The following is an 18,790-nucleotide window of genomic DNA, read 5'->3' on the forward strand; positions in this document are numbered from 1 at the left end:
GTGCGGTGAGGCCGGCACGGAGGGCGTCGACACGACGAGTCAGTCGACCGTGACGGCCTCCAGCACCGGCAGGCGCGAGGCCCGGATGCCCGGCCACACGCTCGCGACCAGCCCGATCACGACCGCGAGCCCCAGGACCGCGAGCACCTGCCCCCAGGGGACCGCGAGGCTCGTGAGCCCCTGCTCGGCGAGCACCCCGGGCAGGGCCGCGGCGATCGCGATGCCCGTGATCACGCCCAGCACGGTCCCGTAGACCGCGGTCAGGACGGACTCGATCGTGATGATGCCCGCGAGCTGGAGGCGCCCGAGGCCCACCGCGCGCAGCAGCCCGATCTCGCGCGTGCGCTCGATGATCGACAGGGCGAGCGTGTTGACGATGCCCAGCAGCGCGATGACGATCGACAGCCCGAGCAGCGCGTAGAGGATCACGAGGACCTGGTCCACCTGCGCCGCGGCCGCGCTGGCGAGCTCCTCGCGGTCCAGGACCGAGACCACGAGGAAGGGCTTGACGGCCGCGGTGAGCGCGTCGCGCAGCTCCGCGGCCGTGGTCCCGGGGGCCGCGGTCACGTACACCGCGTAGGTCGGGATCTCGGGAGCGCCCACGCTCGCGTAGGTCGCGTCGGCGAGGACCACGTCGGACGAGATCACCTGGGTGTCGATGATCGCCCCCACGCGCACGTCCTGGGTACGGGCGCCGTCGTCGCTCGTCAGGGTCAGGGTGTCGCCGACCGCCCACGCCTCGTCCCGCGCCGCGGTCCGGCTGACCACGGCCTCGCCGTCGGCGAGTGCCCGGTCGGGGTCTCCCTCGACCACGGGTGCGTCGAGCGCCTCGGTGAAGAACCCGGGCGGCACGACCGTGGCGCCGCTGGGCTCGCCGTCCACGTCGAGCGTCCCGAGCCGCAGCGAGAGCGCCTGCCCGACGGCGGGGAGCCCGGTCACGGCGTCGGTGACACCCGGGGGGAGCGCACCCGTGGCGGCGGCGGCCTGGACCACGTAGTCGGCCCGCACCTGCTCGTCGACGATCGACCGGACCGAGGCCTGCGTCGAGGCCGCGATGACTCCGGTCGCGCTCACGAGGGCCATCCCGATCAGGAGCGCGCCGGCCGTGTTCGAGGTGCGGCGGGGGCTGCGCGTGACGTTGCCGCGCGCCAGCCGACCGAGCGGCCGGATCGCGGCCACGGCCGGGACGGCGAGCACCGTGATGACGGCGCCGGCGATCGCGGGGGACAGGACCAGGACGCCCACGAGGGCCGCGCTCGCGCCCACCGCGAGCAGGACCCGCGGGTTGAGGTCGTCGACCAGCGCCCACCCGGTCGGGTCGGCCGACGCCGAGCTCCCGAGGCGGGAGGCGAGCACCAGGAGCCCGGCACCGACCAGCGTGAGCACCAGCCCGACCACCGCGCGGGTGCCGGTCCCGCGGTCCGGTGCGACGTCGTCGTGCATGGCCTGGACCGGAGGGGTGAGGGCCGCGTGGCGGCCCGGGACCGCGGCCGCGACCACGCTCACCAGGACCCCCAGCGAGATCGCGACCACGACCGACGTGACGCTCAGCGGCACGCGACCCGAGAGCTCCATTCCGGTCGAGCCGAACGCGGCGCGCAAGCCGCTGACCAGGACCCGGCCCAGGACCACGCCCGCGGCCGCTCCCAGGAGCCCGACCGCGACCGCCTGCGCGAGGATCGACGCGAAGACCTGAGCGGGCGAGGCTCCGAGCGCGCGCAGCAGCGCGAACTCGCGCTGGCGCTCGCGCACCGACATCGCGAACGTGTTGGCGATGATGAACGCCCCCACGAACAGCGCGATGGCCGCGAAGACCAGCAGGAACGTCTCGATGAAGCCGAGGATCTGCTCGACGCCCTCGCGGGCCTCGTCGCGCATCGCCTCGCCCGTGAGCGACTCGGCCCCCTCGGGCAGGACCTCGGCCACGCGGTCGGAGAGCACCTGCTCGGACACGTCGCCCGCGGCGTAGACGGAGATCGTGGGGACGGTCCCGTCGGGCGCGTAGGTCGCGAGCGCGGTCGCGGGGTCGAGCCCCACCAGGATGGTGCCCGCCGCGGCGGCCTCGATCGCGAAGACCCCCGTGACCGTGACGGGCTGCGGGGCGCCTGCGAGGACCACGGTCGTCGCGTCGCCCGTGGTGAGACCTGCGGCCGAGGCCGCGCTCTCCTCGAGCGCGATCTGCGTGCCGCCCACGGGCCAGGCGCCGCTCGCGAGGGTCACGGTCGGCTCGTCCGGTCCTACCGCGATCCCGATGCTCGGGGGCCCTGACGTCGTGACGGCCGTGCCGTCGGCCGCGACCAGGACGATCGGACCCGACGCGTCGGGCACGGCGCGCGCGACGCCGTCGACCCCCGCGACCGTGTCGGCGAGCGCGACCGGGACGGGCGCGTGCGGTGTGCCGAACGAGCTGCCCGCGCTCGTCGTGGCGTCGATCTCCTCGGCGCCGCGCACGTACACGTCGGCGACGAGGGTCGTCGCGATGATCTCGTCGAACGTCGACGACAGCATCGCGCGGAACGTGAACGTCCCCACGACGAACGCGACCCCGAGCATCACGGCGAGCGTCGACAGCAGGAAGCGGACCAGGTGGGCCCGGACCCCGCGCAGCGCGACCCGCAGCATCAGTCCTCCTCCGCCTGCCCGAGCGCGTCGAGGATGTCGCGGCGGGTCGGGGCCGCGAGGTCGGCCGTGATCCGCCCGTCGGTCAGGAACAGGACCCGGTGCGCGTACGAGGCCGCGCGCGGGTCGTGCGTGACCATGACGACCGTCTGCCCCAGCTCGTCGACCGACCGCCGCAGGAAGCCCAGCACCTCCGCGGACGAGCGCGAGTCCAGGTTGCCCGTGGGCTCGTCGGCGAACACCACCGACGGCCGCGACACCAGGGCCCGCGCGCACGCGACCCGCTGCTGCTGCCCGCCCGAGAGCTCGGACGGCCGGTGGTGCAGCCGGTCGCCCAGGCCCACCGCGGCCACGACCTCGTCGAACCACGCGCGATCCACGGGGGCGCGCGCGATGTCGAGCGGGAGCGTGATGTTCTCCGCGGCGGTGAGCGTCGGGACCAGGTTGTACGACTGGAACACGAACCCGATCCGGGTCCGCCGCAGCGCCGTCAGGCGCCGCTGCGAGAGGCGGCTGACCTCGGTCCCGTCGATCACGACGCTGCCCGACGTCGGGGTGTCCAGGCCGGCCATGCAGTGCATGAGCGTCGACTTGCCCGAGCCCGAGGGGCCCATGATGGCCGTGAGCTCGGCCGCGCGGAAGTCGACGTCGACGCCGTCGAGGGCGCGGACCGTCGTCTCGCCCTGGCCGTAGGTCTTGACCAGGCCGCGGGCACTGGCGGCGCTCCCCGGCATGGCGGTGCCGCCGGTTGCGGTGCTTCCGGAGGCGCCGGGCACGGCGCCCCGCGGGGAGGGGCTCGCCGGGGACTGCGGGGGAGTCGGGTGCGCCATCGGGGTCTCCGTTCGCTCGGGTGGATCCATCGTGTCCCGACCCGGGGTGACGTGCGACACATCGGCGGTTCTCGCGTCTGGTCCTCCGATCGTCCGGAACCCGTCCTGGGGGCAGCGGCCACGGGGTGTCCGGTCCGTCGACCGGTCGCCCCCGGGGCCGCAGTAGCGTGGAGGCATGGTCTCCCACGCAGTGGTCAACGTGCTCGACGCCGTCCCCGACCCGGGCGCTGCCCCACCCGTGCGCTGGGGGATCCTCGGCGCGGGGAACATCGCGGGCTCGTTCGCCGACGAGGTGCGGACGTTCACGCAGGGCCACGTGGCGGCCGTGGGCTCGCGCGACGAGCACCGGGCACGGGACTTCGCGCAGCGGCACGCGCCCTCGGCGACCGTCCACGGCTCGTACGAGGCGCTCGTCGCGGACCCCGACGTGGACGTCGTGTACGTCGCGACCCCGCACTCGCACCACCGCGACCACGGGCTGCTCGCGATCGCGGCGGGCAAGCCCGTGCTCATGGAGAAGGCGTTCACGCGCAACGAGGCGGAGGGTCGCGAGGTGCTCGACGCCGCGCGGGCCGCGGGCGTGTTCGTCATGGAGGCCATGCTCACGCGGCACCTGCCGCACGTCGCCGCGATCCGCGCGCTGATCGCGCAAGGTGAGATCGGCGAGGTCCGGTCGGTCACGGCGAGCTACGGGTCGAACGCCGCGTACAACCCGGCGGGCCGGCTCTTCGCGCCCGAGCTCGCGGGCGGTGCGCTGCTCGACATCGGGATCTACCCGCTCGCGTTCGCGACGGACCTCCTGGGCATGCCCGACGACGTCACGGCCGTCGGTCTCGCTGCTCCCACCGGGGTGGACGCCCAGTCGACCGTGGTGCTGCGGTACGGGGACCGCGCGACGGCGACGCTCGCCTCGTCGGTCCTGGCGCAGTCGGCGACGTCGCTCGTGATCGCGGGGTCGGGCGGGCGGATCGAGGTCGTCGACCGCTTCATGGTGCCCACGGCCTTCAGCGTGGTCTGGGCCGACGGCGCGCGCCGCGACTACGACGGGTACGCGCCGGGGGCCAAGCAGTACGAGGCGGCCGAGGTCGCGCGCTGCCTCGCGGCGGGGCTCACCGAGAGCCCGCGCATGACGTGGCAGGACACGCTCGACCTCCTGCAGGTCATGGACCGGGCACGCGCCCAGCTGGGGGTCGTGTACCCGGGGGAGTGAGGGATGCCGGGCCTGGGGAGTTGTGCGCCGTGCGACCGCAACCTCGGTTGCCGAGAACGAGGTCGTGGTCGTCCTGACGGCCAGGACGAACTCGATCGCTGGGTTCGACCGCACGCAACCTCGTGCTCGTCCGCGACGGCCTGGGCGCTGTACGACCACACCTCGGGCAATCACCCGTGGCAGCGTTCTCACGGGGTTAGCGTGAACCCATGAGCAACGACGCCCGCACCGCGGCACCGACCGACCAGCCCACCTCCCTGCCTCACCTCGCTGCGACCGCCGCCGACCTCCCCGAGGTGATCTCCGGCGTCGTGCCCGATCCCCGGACCGCGCCCACGGTCCGCTGGGGGATCCTCGGGGCCGGGAACATCGCCGGGTCGTTCGCCGAGGCCGTGCGCGACCACACGCGGGCGCGCGTCGTGGCCGTGGGCTCGCGCGACCGCGTCCGGGCCGAGCGCTTCGCGACCGAGCACGGCATCCACACGACCCACGCCGACTACACCGAGCTCGTCGAGGACCCTCAGGTCGACGTCGTGTACGTCGCCACGCCCCACTCGCACCACAGGGACCACGCGCTGCTGGCCATCGCCGCGGGCAAGCACGTCCTGGTCGAGAAGGCGTTCACGCGCAACGAGGCCGAGGCGCGCGAGATCCTCGACGCAGCCCGGGCCGCGGGGGTGTTCGTCATGGAGGCCATGTGGACGCGCTTCCTGCCGCACGTCGCGGCGCTGCGCGGGGTGATCGCGCGCGGTGAGATCGGCCAGATCGTCAACGTGACCGCCGACCACGGCCAGTTCTTCCCGTTCGACCCCGAGCACCGGCTCTACGCGCCCGAGCTCGCGGGCGGTGCGCTGCTCGACCTGGGCGTGTACCCCGTGTCGTTCGCGCACGACGTGCTGGGGGCGCCGTCGTCGGTCACCGCGGTCGGTGCGCTGACCGAGACAGGGGTCGACGGCCAGCTCGGCATCACGCTCGGGTACGGCCGGGCCATGGCCACGCTGTCGACGACCCTGTGGTCGCAGACGCCCAACGTGGCGTCGATCTCCGGGACCGCGGGGCGCATCGAGGTCGAGGGCACGTTCTACGCCCCGACGTCGTTCCGCGTGGTCCGTCACGACGGCGCCGAGTGGCGCTACGAGGGCTTCCGGGGCGAGGGCAAGCAGTACCAGGCGGCCGAGGTCGCGCGATGCGTCGAGGCAGGCCTGACCGAGAGCCCGCGCATGACGTGGCAGGACACGCTCGACGTCATGCGGACCATGGACGAGGTCCGCCGCCAGGCGGGCGTGGTCTACCCGGGCGAGTGAGCCGGGTCGCGTGAAGGGGTGCCCGCGCTCGCCCGGGGTGCCGAGAACGGGGTCGTGGTCGTCCTGACGAGCAGGACGACCAGAGCACGGCATGGAGGGTGTGCCGCTCTTCGTGATCCCCGACGTCGGGCCGCACGAGGGCATGCTCGACCGCGGCGGCTCGAGTCCTTGAGCACGCTGGCGCCGGGNTACCCGGGCGAGTGAGCCGGGTCGCGTGAACCCGGGCGAGTGAGCCGGGTCGCGTGAAGGGGTGCCCGCGCTCGCCCGGGGTGCCGAGAACGGGGTCGTGGTCGTCCTGACGAGCAGGACGACCACGACCCCGTTCTCGCCGGGCGCGGGGCTCAGCCCGCGGTCGACTCGTCCGTGTGCTCGACGACGTAGCTGCGGCCGTCCGGACCCGTCACGTACTCGAAGCGCGTCTTGAGCTCGCGGTCGCGCTCGGCCTCGGCCGCGGAGACGCCACGCCCGGGAGAGCCCTGCTTCCCGACCTGGGCGGGGCCGAAGATCGGCAGGAACGTCTCGGTCATGCGCAGGCCCAGGGGGCGTCGTCGCTGCTTGTCGGCCATGCGCCTCTCCTCACGAGAACGGTGCAACTGCATGGTGCACCAATGATTGGTGTACCAAGCATAGGCGAGATCTGGCTACCATGGCGACATGACCACCTCGACCGAGAGCCCCGCAACGCCCGCCCGCAGCGGCTACGACCCCCTCGCTCTCGAGTCGCAGGTCTGCTTCGCGCTGTCCGCGGGGGCGCGTGCCATGGTCGCCATGTACAAGCCGCTGCTCGAGCCCTTGCGCCTGACCCACCCGCAGTACCTCGTGATGCTGGCCCTGTGGCAGGACGCGGCGGCCGGTGAGCGCACCACGGCCACGTCGCTCGCGGACCGGCTCCACCTGGACCCCGGCACGCTCTCGCCGCTCGTCCGCCGTCTGGAGACCACGGGGTACCTCACCCGGTCGCGCAACGAGCACGACGGCCGGGTCGTCGACGTCACGCTGACCCCGGCCGGTCGCGAGCTGCGCGACCAGGCCGAGCACGTCCCGCCCGCGATCACCGCCGCGACGGGCCTGACCCTCGACGAGCTCGTCGAGGTCCACGCGGCGGCCTCGAAGGTCGTGGCCGCGGCCCTGCGGGCGGGTGTGATCTAGCCCGGCGCTGCGCAGGTCGTTTGCCCGCGGCCGCCCACATCACCGCGAAGCACGCAGACGCGCCCCAGCCGTGCCTAGGGTGGCGCGATGAGTACTCCCACCGCCTCCCACCCGCGAACGGCCCGTGCGCGCGGACTGGCTGCCGCCACGCTCCGGCAGTGGCACCTGCACCCCCGGTGGGCCATGGCGCTGCGCGGCGCCGTGGCCGCCGCGGTCGCGTGGGTCGTCGGGATCGTGCTGCCCGAGCCCTTCTCCGACTATCCGTACTACGCGCCGCTCGGCGCCGTCGTCGCGACCACGAGCACCGTGGCCAGGTCCGTCCGGGAGTCCTTCCAGGCGGTCGGGGCGATCGTCGTCGGGGCGCTCGTGGCCCGCGGTGCGGACCTCGTGCTCGCGCCCAGCGCACTGTCGATCGCGCTCGTCGTCGCCGTCTCGATCCTCGTCGCGGGGTGGGGGCTCCTGGGGGACATGGGGTCGTGGGCCGTGACCTCGGCGCTGTTCGTCCTCATCATCGGGAACGCGGACAAGGTGGGGTACATGGGGGCGTACATCGGGCTCGTCCTGGTCGGTGCGCTGGTCGGGATCGGGATCAACCTGCTGTTCCCGCCGTTGCCGCTCGCGGCCTCCGACGTCGAGCTCGACCGTCTCAGGAGCGCGCTCGCAGACCAGCTCGACCACCTCGCGGACGGGCTCGACAGCGACGTCGCACCCTCCCCCGAGGAGTGGGACGACCGGCGACTGCTCCTCGGGCCCGTGGTCGACCGGTCGCAGCGGTCGGCCGAGCAGGCGCGCGAGGCGGCACGCATCAACCGCCGCGCCCGCCGGTACGCGGAGGCGACCCGAGCCCAAGGCTCCCAGGCGAGCGCGCTGGGGGTGACGTCGTCGGTCGTCGGGGACCTGACCCGGCTCGTCACCGGGTGGGAGCGGCAGGACCTCGACGACCTCGCGTTCGGCCAGTCCCTGAGGCCCCTCGTGCGCGACGCCCTGCGCGCGTACGCGGGAGCCGTGCGGTCCACGGCCGGGGCGCTCGCGGACCCCGAGGCGCTCGACCGCGTCCGGGACGCGACCGAGCGGCTGCGGCGGGCAGTGCGCGAGGTGCGCAGCGGCTCGGACGAGGACTACTTCGTCGCGGGGGCGACCGTGCTGGCGGTCCGGCGCGGGGTCGCGGCGCTCGAGGAGTAGCGGGCTCGTCGCCCGGCGGACCGGGCGCAGCTCGCACCCGGCGAGACCGAGGTCTTGCTCGTCGTCCCGATCTCGTCGGGCGATCCCGTCGCGATCCGCCTCGGCTGGGACGGGGGCGGCGCGCGCTGGAGATCCACCGCGTGGCCGTCGAGGAGGTGCCGCCGGAGGGCCCCGGCGGACCGTGAGCGAGCGTCAGGCGTCGGTCACGCTGATCGACCCGTCCTGCCCGACGGCGAAGCGCACCTGGTCGAGCCCGCTCGCCCCCGCGTCGGGGGCCACGGCGGCACCGGCGAGCTGCTCGAGCGAGTGCGTGCCCTCGACGACGAGCACCGCGCACCCGGCCGCCCGTCCGGCCTCGACCCCGGCGGGCGCGTCCTCGACCACGAGGCACCGCGACGGGTCGACGCCCAGGCGCTCGGCGCCCAGCAGGAACGGGTCGGGGTCGGGCTTGCCGTGCGTGACGTCGTCGGCCGTGACGACGACCGCGGGAGGGACGAGGCCGGACGCCCCGATGCGCGCCGCGGCGAGCGGCCGCGTGCACGACGTGACGATCGCCTGGCGCGTGGCCGGCAGGGACGCGAACGCGTCGACCGTGCCGGGCAGGATCCGCACGCCCTCGTTGTCGTTGAGCTCGAGGTCGTGGATCCGCTCGTACGCCTCCTCGACCTGGTCGGCTGGCAGGAGCCGCGCGATCAAGGTGCGGGCGGGGGTGCCGTGCTCGATCTGGAGCGAGTCGGCGTCCGGCAGGCCGTACTCGTGCGCCCAGCGGCGCCAGTTCCGGTCGACCGCGGGCACCGAGTCGATCAGGGTGCCGTCCATGTCGAACAGGATCGCGTCGAACGTGCGCCCGGCGAACGCGGCGCCCGGCGTCGGGAGCGGGGGAGGCTCAGGGAGGTCGGGGCTGGATACGGGGAGGACGGACATGCCCCGAGGCTACCGGCCGTGCCGGGCTGCCCGACGGGTGTCAGGCGGCCCGACTATCGTGGGCGCGTGAGCACACCCGGTTACTTCATCTCGTTCGAGGGCGGCGACGCCGTCGGCAAGTCCACCCAGTCCCGCCTCCTGGGGGAGTGGCTGGGCGAGCTGACCGGCCGCGAGGTCGTGCTGACGCGCGAGCCCGGGGGCACGGAGCTGGGTGTCGAGCTGCGCCAGGCCGTGCTGCACGGCCGGGACATGGACGCTCGCACCGAGGCCCTCATCTACGCCGCGGACCGCGCGCACCACGTCGCCCACCTGGTCCGCCCCGCGCTCGAGCGCGGCGCGGTCGTCGTGACGGACCGCTACCTCGACTCGTCGGTCGCCTACCAGGCGGGCGGGCGGGAGCTCGGTGTCGACGAGGTCGAGCTCATCTCGCTGTGGGCCGTCCAGGGGCTCATGCCCCACGTGACCGTCCTGCTGGACCTGGACCCGGCCGTCGCGGCCGAGCGTCTCCAAGGGAAGCCGGACCGTCTCGAGAGCGCCGGTCTCGACTTCCACCGGCGCACGCGCGAGGCGTTCCTGTCGCGTGCTGCCGCGGACCCCGAGCGGTGGGTCGTGATCGACGCGACCGCCTCGATCGAGGACATCCAGGCCCAGATCCGGGTGGACCTCGCGGTCCGGCTCGAGCTCACGCCCGTGGTCGAGGAGGCCGAGGACACGGTCGAGGCGCTGCCCGACGACGGGTTCGACGACTCCGACTCCGCGATCGGCTACGCCCCGGACCTCGCGGACCTGCCGGTCACGTCTCCCGTGACGCACCCCGCCCCGGGGCCGGCCGAGCGGACGAGCGCCCCGTGACCGTCTGGGACGACGTCGTGGGGCAGGAGCACGCGGTCGAGCTGCTCTCGGCCGCGGCGACCGACCCTGCGGCCATGACGCACGGCTGGCTCCTGACGGGACCGCCCGGCTCGGGCCGGTCGAACGCCGCGCGGGCCTTCGCGGCCGCGCTGCAGTGCGAGCAGGGCGGGTGCGGGGTGTGCCAGGCGTGCACCACGACCCTCGCGGGCACCCACGCGGACGTGACGATCGTCGCGACCGAGAAGGTGACCATCGCGATCAGCGAGGTGCGTGACCTGGTGGGCGTCGCCAGCCGCCGACCCTCGCAGGGGCGCTGGCGCGTCATCATCGTGGAGGACGCCGACCGCATGGCCGAGCGCACCACCAACGTCCTCCTCAAGGCCATCGAGGAGCCGCCGCCCCGCACGGTCTGGATCCTGTGCGCGCCCAGCCCGCAGGACGTCCTGGTGACGATTCGTTCGCGGTGCCGCGGCGTGGCGCTGCGGGTGCCGCCGGTCGAGGCCGTCGCCCGTCTGCTCGTCGCCCGTGACGGCGTGGACCCCGTCGTGGCGGAGGCCGCTGCGCGCGCTGCACAGAGCCACATCGGCCTGGCGCGCCGGCTGGCCCGGGACGGCAAGGCGCGCGAGCGCCGGTCCTCGGTCCTGTCGATCGCGCGCCGCATCCGTGGCGTCGGGGACGCCGTGGTCGCCGCGGGCGAGCTGGTCGAGGTCGCCCAGGCCGAGGCCAAGGCCGCGACCGAGGAGCGCGACGCGGTCGAGAAGGCCGAGCTCCTGCGCGCCCTGGGGGTCGAGGCCGGGGGCGTCATGCCGCCCAAGCTGCGCTCTCAGCTCACGGACCTCGAGAAGGACCAGAAGCGCCGTGCGACCCGCCACCAGCGCGACGTCCTGGACCGCGCGATGCTGGACCTGCTCTCGCTCTACCGCGACGTGCTCGTGGTCCAGCTCGGGGCTCACGTGGACCTCGTGAACACCGAGCTCGCCGAGACCGTGCAGGCCCTTGCCGAGGACTCGACCCCCGAGCAGACCGTGCGCCGCATGGACGCGATCGGGGTGGCTCGGGAGCGCCTCGACGGCAACGTGGCGCCGCTGCTCGCGCTCGAGGCCATGGCGATCGCCCTGCGCCCGCAGGGCTGAGCGATGAACGGGCCGCCGTCCACCGAGGGGCTCGATCGGCTCGCGCTCGCTCTGCTCGTCGGCGGCCCGTACTCGGTGGACGGCGTGCCCACACCGCTGGTGTCGGCAGCGTGGCCGCGTGATCAGGAGCACCCCCGCCGGGCTCGTGCCGTGGGCGCCCTGGTCGTGGACCTGGTCCAGGCGGGCCTCGCCTCGCTCCTGGACGTCCGGTATGCCTCGGACCGGGCGACAGCTGCTGTGACCCGTCCGATCCCGGTCGGCGAGGCCGTCCAGGATCTGGCGACGCTCTTCCCCGTCGGGGTCGCTGCGACGTCTCGAGAGGGGGTTCCGCATCTCTTCGCCGAGGAACCCCTGGATCTGCTGATGTGGCCCGACGGCGCCACGGTCGCTCCCGACGACGAGGGGCGCCGGCGTCTGAGCGTGGGGCTCGGTCGGCTCCACGCACTCTGCGTCGCCGCGAGCGAGGCGGACGGCCCGGCCGTCGAGATCGACGTCCTCGCGCTCCTCGACGTGCTCGTGCGCGTGCGCTTCGCCGGGGCCGAACCGCCCGAGCCAGTGGTCTCGAGCGTGATGCTGGTCCTCTCGGCCGTCGCCGGCGCGAACGCCGCGGACCCGGTCCGTGACGTGGCGGGGTTGCTGGCGTTCCTGACGGAACGGACCGGGTGGGCGCCCTCCGCGACGCCGTGGGTGGCGCCTGCGGACCTGTTCGGGTCCGATGCCTGGCTCACGCGCCGCTGAGCGCGAGCCGGTCAGCCCACCGCTCAGACCGTCGACGCCTCGCGCGCGGCGACGATCCGCTCGCCGTTGGCCTCTGACCAGGCGCGGATCGCGTCGACCGGGCCCAGGAGCGAGCGGCCCAGGCCCGTGAGCGAGTACTCGACGCGCGGGGGGACCTCGGCGTAGACGGTCCGCGTCACGATCCCGTCGCGCTCGAGAGAGCGCAGCGTCTGCGTGAGGACCTTGGGGGTCACGGCGCCGATCTTCTCGCGCAGCTCCCCGAACCGCAGCACGCCGGTCCGCAGCGCCATGAGGACGAGCAGCGTCCACTTGTCCCCGAGACGCTCGACCACGAGCCGCGAGGGGCAGGTCGGGGAGAAGACGTCGGGGACCTCGTCGACCGATCCAACAGTATCCATCAGGTAATAATGGCACGTTGAAGTCATTGGTACCCGTTGGATACCGTCAGGTCCATCGCGACGCACCGGGCGTCGTCGGCGCCCCGTCGGGGCGGGTACGAGGAGGCTGACATGAAGGTTCTGCTGACGGGCGGCACGGGATACATCGGGTCCGCGGTGCTCGCCGCGCTCGTGGCTCGCGGTCACGAGGTGACGGCCCTGGTCCGCAGCGAGGGGTCTGCGCGCACGGTCGAGGCCGCGGGAGCGACGCCGGCCGTCGTCGACCTCACGGACACCACGGCGGTCGCCACGCTCCTCGCGGACGCCGACGCCGCGGTCCACGCCGCAGCCGCGAGCGACGGCTCGAGCCCCACGATCGACGCCTCGGTCGTCGACGCGGTCCTCGCGACGTTCGACGGCACGGCCCGGCCGTTCGTCCACACGAGCGGCATCTGGGTCTACGGGAACGGGGACGCGATCGACGAGGACTCGCCCCTGGACCCGCCCGCGATCGTCGCGTGGCGCCTCCCGATCGAGGAGCGGCTCCTCGCGGCCACGGCCCAGGGGCGCGTGGCCGGGTCGGTCGTGGTCCCCGGCGTCGTCTACGGCCATGGTGCGGGCATCCCGGGGATCGTCGCGGGTGCGCCGCGCAGCGAGGGGCCCGACGGCGCATCCCTCACCCTCGTGGGCAGCGGCACACAGCGCTGGGCGACGGTCCACGTCGACGACCTCGCCGAGCTCTACGTGCTCGCGGTCGAGCAGGGCCTGACCGGCCGCCTCCTCGGCACGGCCGACGGGTCTGCTTCCGTCATCGACCTGACGCGTGCGGCGAGCCGTGCCGCGGGGCTGGGTGGCGCCGTCGGGCCAGAGGACGAGGGGGCGACCCGCGAGCGCCTCGGCGCGCCCTTCGCCGACGCGCTGCTCCTCGACCAGCGGGTCGCGCCCGTGACGCGTGCGCGCGCCCTGGGCTGGAGCCCGCGCCGCCCCTCGCTCGTCGAGGAGCTCGAGACCGGGAGCTACGCGCCTGCCGTGTCTGCGCACTGAGACCCGACGGCCGAGGCGATGGACTTCACCCCGGCCTTCCGGGAGGATGTGGCGACCTGCCCCGCGACGAGAGCGAAGCAATGGCCGACAACGGTTCCACCCGGACGACCGACCGACGGGGAGCCGACCGGCGTCACGGCGAGAAGGGCGGCGCTCTTGCGCTGACGGGCGCGGTAATCGCCTGGGGCGTCGCCCTGATCCATCTGGTCAACGGCTTCACCCGGCCGCTCGGGATCATCGATGTGCGGTCGATCTCCCCTTCCGGTGCCGCGCAGGAGCGCGAGAGCATGTCCGTGAGCGCGGTCGAGGGCACCTCGATGCCATGGACGGACGTCTATCTCCACCGCCCGCTCGACAAGATCGACCTGATCCTGTTCTTCGCGCTCGTCGGGACGGCATGCTTCCTCGGGTACCTGCTGGCTCGCCGCGGGGCACGCGGAGCGCAGGCCGTCCTGGACGGCTCGTCGACGTCCCGCTGGCTCGGGATCGTGCTGGTCGCGGTAGGCGTCGTGCCCGCGCTCGCCCAGCAGCAGGGGTCCCTCGCTCGGCTCGCGGACGCCGGGCTCGAGGAGGTCCTCGCCCCCGTCGACCCGGAACTCGGCTGGGGGTGGATCGTCGCAGGGCTCGGACTCGTCGTCGTGGTACCGGCCCTGCAGAGGGCGGTGCGGCGGCGTCGGGACTGAGCGCTGGTGGCACTCGACGTTCACCTGATCGTCGGACGGACGGCCCGCAGTGGTCGTCGACGCGTGGCGCGGCGGCGCTAGCGTCGCGAGCGACAAGACACCGGACCACCGGAAGGGCACTTCGACGATGACCCTCACGCTCACGCTCGTCCGCCACGGGCAGACCGTCCTCAACGCGCGCCGCCACCTCCAGGGGGCGTGCGACTCCCCACTGACCCGCACGGGTCGCGCCGGGGTGCGCGTGACCGCGCAGCACCTGGCGCGGCACGACTTCAGCACTGCGTACTCCTCGCCCCAGGGCCGCGCGGTCCTCACAGCCATGGAGATCCTGCGCCACCACCCCGACCTGCCCATCACGGTCGACACCGACCTGCGCGAGCTGTCGTTCGGTTCGTTCGAGCGACGTCCCGAGCGCGAGCTCGACGCGGTCGTGCCGTGGTCGGTGCTCGTGCCCGCGGTGCTCGCGGGCACGCACCCCGGGGTCGGCGGGGGCGAGCCGGGGGCCGAGTTCATGGCCCGGGTGCGCGGGGTGTTCGGGCGCATCGTGGCCGCGCACGACGACGCCTCGGGGCCGGGGGCGGGCCGCGACCGGAACGTGCTCGTCGTCGGGCACGGGCTGACGCTCGGTGCCTACCTCGCGACGATCGACCCGTCGGGGCTCGCGGCGCTGCCGAACGCCTCGGTCTCGACCGTCGAGGTCACGGACGGTGTCGCGCACGTCGTGGCCGTGGGCGTCGACGTCGCGGGGCACGGCGCTGTCGCGGCGCGGCCCGCACCCGTCTCGGCCTGAGGCCCGCGCCCGCCCGGCCGGCACGCGGCGCGTCACGGCGCGTCAGGCTGCTGCGGGCGGGGTCGGGTCCGGCACGACCACCGGCCCGCCGACGATCGCCTCGATCTCGGCGCGGTAGTACCGGCGCTGCCCACCCAGCGTCCGGATCGCGGAGAGCCGCCCGCGCGACTCCCACCGGCTCACGGTCTGAGGGCCGACACGGAAGACGAGCGCGACCTCTGCGGGGGTCATGAGCTGGTGGGGTCGTTCCGGCCGGTCCATCGTGTCTCCCAGGTTCCTGGCGCGCGTCGCGTGCCCGCTCGGTCGGGCCGCAGGTCGGCGACCCATTTCTCCCCGATGCTGGTGCACCACGGGTCCACTCACGTGCCAGGGTCCGTTCGGGTGAGTGGGCCACGGCGGAATCACGGGGTGCTCAGCAGGCTCCGCCGAAGGCCTGAGTAGCCGGGTGAAGTGCTCGCGCGCAGTCGGTCGGATCCAGCGCCTCGTGGCACCCTGGAGTATTCGGCTCATCGCGACGCACTGGGGGAGTGGTGCTGTGACGACAAGGAACGAGACCGACGGAGATCTCGAGGCGGTGCTCGACGCCGTCCTGCGCGGCGACGGACCGCAGCCCGTCGGTCGCTACGTGCTCGACGTCCCGACGGGGAAGTGGTGGTGGTCGGACGAGCTGTTCGCGATGCACGGGTTCGTCCCGGGCGAGGTCGTCCCGACGACCGAGCTCATGCTCGCGCACAAGCACCCGGACGACCTGTCGCGCGTGCAGGGGGTGCTCGCCGAGGTGACCAGCCGTGGGACGCCGTTCAGCTGCACCCACCGGATCATCGACGCCCACGGCCGCACCAGGACCCTGGGCGTGGTGGGGCAGGGGGACCTCGACGACGAGACGGGGGTCGTCACGCGGGTCACGGGGTACTTCATGGACCTGACCGAGACGCACGGCGCGCGCGTCCGGGAGGAGGCCTCGGCGGAGATCAGGGCGTCGGCCTCGCACCGGGCCGCGATCGAGCAGGCCAAGGGCGCGGTCATGGTCCTCTACGGCCTGAGCGAGGACGAGGCGTTCGCGCTGCTGCGCGACCACTCGAGCATCACGAACGAGCCCGTGCGGTCGATCGCTGCTCGACTGATCGCGAGCATGACGGATCTCGGGGGGAGCACCGCGACGCGGGAGGACCTCGACGCGTTCTTCGCGCCGCCGACCCCGACGCTCCCTGCCGATCTCAGGCTCCCGACGGCGCCGCTCGCTGGGAGCGCGCCACGTCACCGAGGATCACGGCGAGCAGGACACCGTTCGAGATCCAGTTGATCGCGAGCGGGGACAGCACCGGGTAGGTCGCGTAGAGCAGCCCGAGGGCCCCGACGCCAGCGACGTGGGGCAACGACCAGGATCCGCCGGTCGCGCGACGGAACAGGGTGTTGCCCGCCAGGTAGACCATGCCCGCGCCGCAGATCAGCCCTGCGGTCCACGGGTCGGCGTGCCCTGAGCCCTCGTGGCCGAGCGGGTGCAGCAGCACGAGCTCGTCGGCCACGGCCGTGAGCACGATCCCGACCACGAGCAGGTACGGGACGTACGTGTAGGCGGTCTGGGCGATCATGCCCGTCGAGGCCGAGCCGGCGAAGTACGCGGTCGCGCGCCGTTCGGAACGGTCGAAGTACAGCAGCCACATGAGCACGGTCGAGGCGAACGCCGCGAGGAACGCGAGGACCACGGTCGCGCTCAGCTCGAGGTCGCCGAACGCGGTGCCCGTGACGATGATCGACTCGCCCAGGCTGATGATGATGAAGAGGCCGACGCGCTCGGCCATGTGCTCGCCGCGCACGACCCACGTCGAGGGGTCCGTGGGTCCCAGCACGGGCACCCGGAAGAGCGCCCGCGGTCCGGCGTAGTCGACGAGCACCGCGACGATCCACAGGATCAGGCGCCACGAGTCGTCGGGCACCAGGGCGCCCGCGACCCAGAAGATCCCCGAGGTGACCTGCCAGATCGTGATGCGCACGAAGTTCGTGCCGTTCTCGGGCCAGTGCCGGTGGAGCGCGTACGTGGTCCAGGCCGAGCGCCCCACCTGGATGGCGACGAACGTCCCCGCGAACAGCAGGGCCTTCTCACCGAACGCCTCGGGGATCGCGCTCGACATGAGCAGGCCCAGCAGCATGAGCACGAGGAGCAGGGTCCGCACGGGCAGGCGCTCGGGGTCGAGCCAGTTGGTGACCCACGTGGTGTCGATCCACAGGTACCAGACTGCGGCCCCCAGGATGAGCGTCTGGACCAGGGTGGTGCCGTCGGGGTGGGCGATGAGCGAGTGCGAGAGCTGGGTGACCGCGAACACGAACACGAGGTCGAAGAACAGCTCGATGTAGCCGACCTTGTCCGAGTCGTGCCCGTGCCCGTGGCGCAGGACGTCGGTGCGCATGCCCCACGTGCCCGGCGTGCGGGCCGCGGGCTGGTCGGTCGGGGGAGCGCTCATGGGCGCGATCCTCGCACGCCGCGTGGGTGGCAGCGCGCGCTCACTCCGCGGTGAACGCCTTGCCGGGCCAGTAGGCCCACTCCTCGAAGTCCGCGACGCGGCCGTCGTCCGCGAAGCGCAGGATCCACAGGTCCCGGTACTCCTGAGGTTCGGGGCCGCCGTAACGGACCTCGAGTCGCACCACTGCCGTCGTGCCCTCGACCGCGACGGGCGCGGCCCGCAGGGTGAACGTCTCCCCGGAGTCGACGAGCCAGAAGTCCCGGATCTCGCCGTGGCCGTGCAGGGGCTCGTCGTAGGGCGAGCGGGCGTAGCGGGCGTCCTCGGTGAACAGGGTCTCGACGGCGCGCAGGTCCTCCTCGCGCCAGGCCGCCTCGTACGCGGCGACCCAGGTCATGACGGCCTCGTGGTCCATGCGTGCCTCCGCTCGTCGGTCCCTCGACCGTAGTCCGGGCCGCGCGCGCCCGCATTCGCCTGGTCGTGCGGGCTCCGCCCCCGGCACAATGACTCTCGGCGGGCACGATCGTCGCGACACGCGCACGCCATCCGACGACAAGGAGACCCGGCATGGTCGGCACGGCAGCGGTCCTGGGCATGACGGCGGTCGCCCTGGGCATGGTCCTGACCCCCGGACCCAACATGGTCTACCTGGTCTCGCGCAGCATTAGCCAGGGGTGGCAGGCGGGCATGGTCTCGCTCGCGGGGACCGCGGCCGGGTTCGTGGTCTACATGACCCTGGCGAACGTGGGTCTCGCAGCGGTCTTCGTCGTGGTGCCGTGGCTGTACGTCGGCCTGAAGGTCGCGGGCGCGTGCTACCTCCTCTATCTCGCGTGGAGGACGCTGCGACCGGGTGGGCGCTCCCCGTTCGAGGCGCAGGACCTCCCGCGCGACTCGCGCGCGACCCTCTTCCGCATGGGCCTGCTCACGAACCTGCTCAACCCCAAGGCCGCGATCATGTACCTCGCGCTCATCCCGCAGTTCATCGACCCGACCGCAGGCAGCGTCATGGGGCAGGGGTTCGTGCTGGGCGGCGTGCAGATCGGGGTGAGCGTGCTCGTCAACGCGGGGATCGTGCTGGCCGCGGGCAGCATCGCGGTGTTCTTGCGCTCGCGCCCCACGTGGATGCGCTGGCAGCGGCGCGCGACCGGCACGCTGCTGGGCGCGGTGGGGGTCAAGCTCGCGATGGACGCGCCTGCCCCGGCGACGGCGTGAGGACGCGCCGCGACCGCTCCGTCCTCGTACTCCGCGGACCTCTACGGCCCGTAGGGCGGCGCGCCGATCGTCTCGCTCGCCCACGAGGCGACGTCGTCGGGCGTCCGGGCGACAGAGGGGCGGGTCGCCCAGGTCGAGCGGGTCGGCGGCAGGGACCGGTTGGTCCCCTCACGGAGTGGCACGCCCGCCGCGAGGCCCGACGGCGCCGCTCACCGCACAGGTCGGCCTCACCCGGGTCCTGACCGGGGGAGAGGCGTGGTGACGTGCGGGTGGTGCGCTCCGCC

20 protein-coding genes are annotated in these 18,790 nt (G+C 73.7%); 12 read left to right on the plus strand and 8 right to left on the minus strand.

The annotated features are described in order from the left end of the window. Window positions 1-39: 39 nt before the first annotated feature. Together ASE27_RS10055 and ASE27_RS10060 are read right to left on the minus strand one after the other, a co-directional pair. Window positions 40-2,622, minus strand: coding sequence for an ABC transporter permease (locus tag ASE27_RS10055; protein WP_056649366.1), 2,583 nt, complete (start codon window positions 2,620-2,622; stop codon window positions 40-42). Continuing rightward, entirely contained in the window at window positions 2,622-3,449 is an 828-nt protein-coding gene (locus tag ASE27_RS10060) for an ABC transporter ATP-binding protein (protein ID WP_200955930.1), read from the minus strand. The genes ASE27_RS10055 and ASE27_RS10060 overlap by 1 nt, the downstream gene beginning before the upstream one ends. 175 nt (window positions 3,450-3,624) lie before the next feature. Here ASE27_RS10060 and ASE27_RS10065 point away from each other — a divergent pair, with 175 nt between their 5' ends. Both ASE27_RS10065 and ASE27_RS10070 read left to right on the plus strand, forming a co-directional pair. Continuing rightward, entirely contained in the window at window positions 3,625-4,659 is a 1,035-nt protein-coding gene (locus tag ASE27_RS10065; protein ID WP_056649373.1) for a Gfo/Idh/MocA family protein, read from the plus strand. A 209-nt stretch (window positions 4,660-4,868) separates the two neighbouring features. Next, window positions 4,869-5,963 carry a Gfo/Idh/MocA family protein gene (locus tag ASE27_RS10070; protein ID WP_082608776.1) on the plus strand — a complete coding sequence of 365 codons (1,095 nt, stop codon included), beginning with the start codon at window positions 4,869-4,871 and terminating at the stop codon, window positions 5,961-5,963. Window positions 5,964-6,304: 341 nt separating this feature from the next. Here the strand turns inward: ASE27_RS10070 and ASE27_RS10075 are convergent, their stop codons facing one another. Further along, a complete protein-coding gene (locus tag ASE27_RS10075) occupies window positions 6,305-6,529 on the minus strand; it encodes a hypothetical protein (protein ID WP_056649377.1) in 225 nt (74 codons plus the stop codon). Between the two features lie 88 nt (window positions 6,530-6,617). Between ASE27_RS10075 and ASE27_RS10080 the strand changes: the two genes are divergently transcribed. Next, window positions 6,618-7,112: a MarR family winged helix-turn-helix transcriptional regulator gene (locus tag ASE27_RS10080; RefSeq protein ID WP_056649379.1), complete on the plus strand. Its 495-nt coding sequence runs from the start codon at window positions 6,618-6,620 to the stop codon at window positions 7,110-7,112. Window positions 7,113-7,199: 87 nt separating this feature from the next. Next, the gene (locus ASE27_RS10085; RefSeq protein ID WP_157257526.1) at window positions 7,200-8,294 is read left to right on the plus strand and encodes an aromatic acid exporter family protein; all 1,095 of its coding nucleotides are present in this window, start codon (window positions 7,200-7,202) and stop codon (window positions 8,292-8,294) included. Between the two features lie 192 nt (window positions 8,295-8,486). Here ASE27_RS10085 and ASE27_RS10090 read toward each other — a convergent pair whose 3' ends face one another. Then, window positions 8,487-9,218, minus strand: coding sequence for an HAD-IA family hydrolase (locus ASE27_RS10090; RefSeq protein WP_082608777.1), 732 nt, complete (start codon window positions 9,216-9,218; stop codon window positions 8,487-8,489). A gap of 66 nt (window positions 9,219-9,284) precedes the next feature. On the opposite strand from ASE27_RS10090, the gene tmk reads away from it, so the two are divergent. The 3 genes from tmk to ASE27_RS10105 are packed head-to-tail and all read left to right on the plus strand — an operon-like array spanning window position 9,285 to window position 11,941. After that, the gene (gene tmk / locus ASE27_RS10095; protein ID WP_082608778.1) at window positions 9,285-10,070 is read left to right on the plus strand and encodes a dTMP kinase; all 786 of its coding nucleotides are present in this window, start codon (window positions 9,285-9,287) and stop codon (window positions 10,068-10,070) included. Beyond that, window positions 10,067-11,203, plus strand: a complete 1,137-nt coding sequence (locus ASE27_RS10100) for a DNA polymerase III subunit delta' (protein ID WP_056649385.1) — start codon at window positions 10,067-10,069, stop codon at window positions 11,201-11,203. The genes tmk and ASE27_RS10100 overlap by 4 nt, the downstream gene beginning before the upstream one ends. 3 nt (window positions 11,204-11,206) lie before the next feature. Beyond that, window positions 11,207-11,941, plus strand: coding sequence for a hypothetical protein (locus ASE27_RS10105; RefSeq protein ID WP_056649388.1), 735 nt, complete (start codon window positions 11,207-11,209; stop codon window positions 11,939-11,941). Between the two features lie 23 nt (window positions 11,942-11,964). Here the strand turns inward: ASE27_RS10105 and ASE27_RS10110 are convergent, their stop codons facing one another. Beyond that, window positions 11,965-12,366, minus strand: coding sequence for a helix-turn-helix domain-containing protein (locus ASE27_RS10110; protein WP_235535408.1), 402 nt, complete (start codon window positions 12,364-12,366; stop codon window positions 11,965-11,967). Between the two features lie 84 nt (window positions 12,367-12,450). On the opposite strand from ASE27_RS10110, the gene ASE27_RS10115 reads away from it, so the two are divergent. The 3 genes from ASE27_RS10115 (at window position 12,451) to ASE27_RS10125 (ending at window position 14,835) form a co-directional block, all read left to right on the plus strand. Further along, complete coding sequence (locus ASE27_RS10115) at window positions 12,451-13,362, plus strand: NAD-dependent epimerase/dehydratase family protein (protein ID WP_056649394.1); 912 nt, start codon at window positions 12,451-12,453, stop codon at window positions 13,360-13,362. Window positions 13,363-13,442: 80 nt separating this feature from the next. After that, window positions 13,443-14,045, plus strand: coding sequence for a hypothetical protein (locus tag ASE27_RS10120; RefSeq protein WP_056649397.1), 603 nt, complete (start codon window positions 13,443-13,445; stop codon window positions 14,043-14,045). Window positions 14,046-14,172: 127 nt separating this feature from the next. Continuing rightward, window positions 14,173-14,835 carry a histidine phosphatase family protein gene (locus tag ASE27_RS10125; RefSeq protein WP_056649943.1) on the plus strand — a complete coding sequence of 221 codons (663 nt, stop codon included), beginning with the start codon at window positions 14,173-14,175 and terminating at the stop codon, window positions 14,833-14,835. Window positions 14,836-14,877: 42 nt separating this feature from the next. On the opposite strand, the gene ASE27_RS10130 is transcribed toward ASE27_RS10125, so the two are convergent. Next, entirely contained in the window at window positions 14,878-15,066 is a 189-nt protein-coding gene (locus ASE27_RS10130; protein WP_331709588.1) for a helix-turn-helix domain-containing protein, read from the minus strand. Window positions 15,067-15,370: 304 nt separating this feature from the next. Here ASE27_RS10130 and ASE27_RS10135 point away from each other — a divergent pair, with 304 nt between their 5' ends. After that, entirely contained in the window at window positions 15,371-16,138 is a 768-nt protein-coding gene (locus ASE27_RS10135; RefSeq protein ID WP_082608779.1) for a PAS and ANTAR domain-containing protein, read from the plus strand. Here ASE27_RS10135 and ASE27_RS10140 read toward each other — a convergent pair. Further along, the gene (locus tag ASE27_RS10140; protein ID WP_056649402.1) at window positions 16,053-17,297 is read right to left on the minus strand and encodes a low temperature requirement protein A; all 1,245 of its coding nucleotides are present in this window, start codon (window positions 17,295-17,297) and stop codon (window positions 16,053-16,055) included. The genes ASE27_RS10135 and ASE27_RS10140 overlap by 86 nt on opposite strands. 40 nt (window positions 17,298-17,337) lie before the next feature. Further along, on the minus strand, window positions 17,338-17,709 hold the full coding sequence (locus tag ASE27_RS10145; RefSeq protein WP_056649405.1) for a nuclear transport factor 2 family protein: 372 nt from the start codon (window positions 17,707-17,709) through the stop codon (window positions 17,338-17,340). A 152-nt stretch (window positions 17,710-17,861) separates the two neighbouring features. On the opposite strand from ASE27_RS10145, the gene ASE27_RS10150 reads away from it, so the two are divergent. Then, the gene (locus tag ASE27_RS10150) at window positions 17,862-18,506 is read left to right on the plus strand and encodes a LysE family translocator (protein ID WP_056649407.1); all 645 of its coding nucleotides are present in this window, start codon (window positions 17,862-17,864) and stop codon (window positions 18,504-18,506) included. The last annotated feature ends 284 nt before the right edge of the window (window positions 18,507-18,790 follow it).

Source organism: Oerskovia sp. Root918 (assembly GCF_001428945.1).
Lineage (GTDB): Bacteria > Actinomycetota > Actinomycetes > Actinomycetales > Cellulomonadaceae > Oerskovia > Oerskovia enterophila.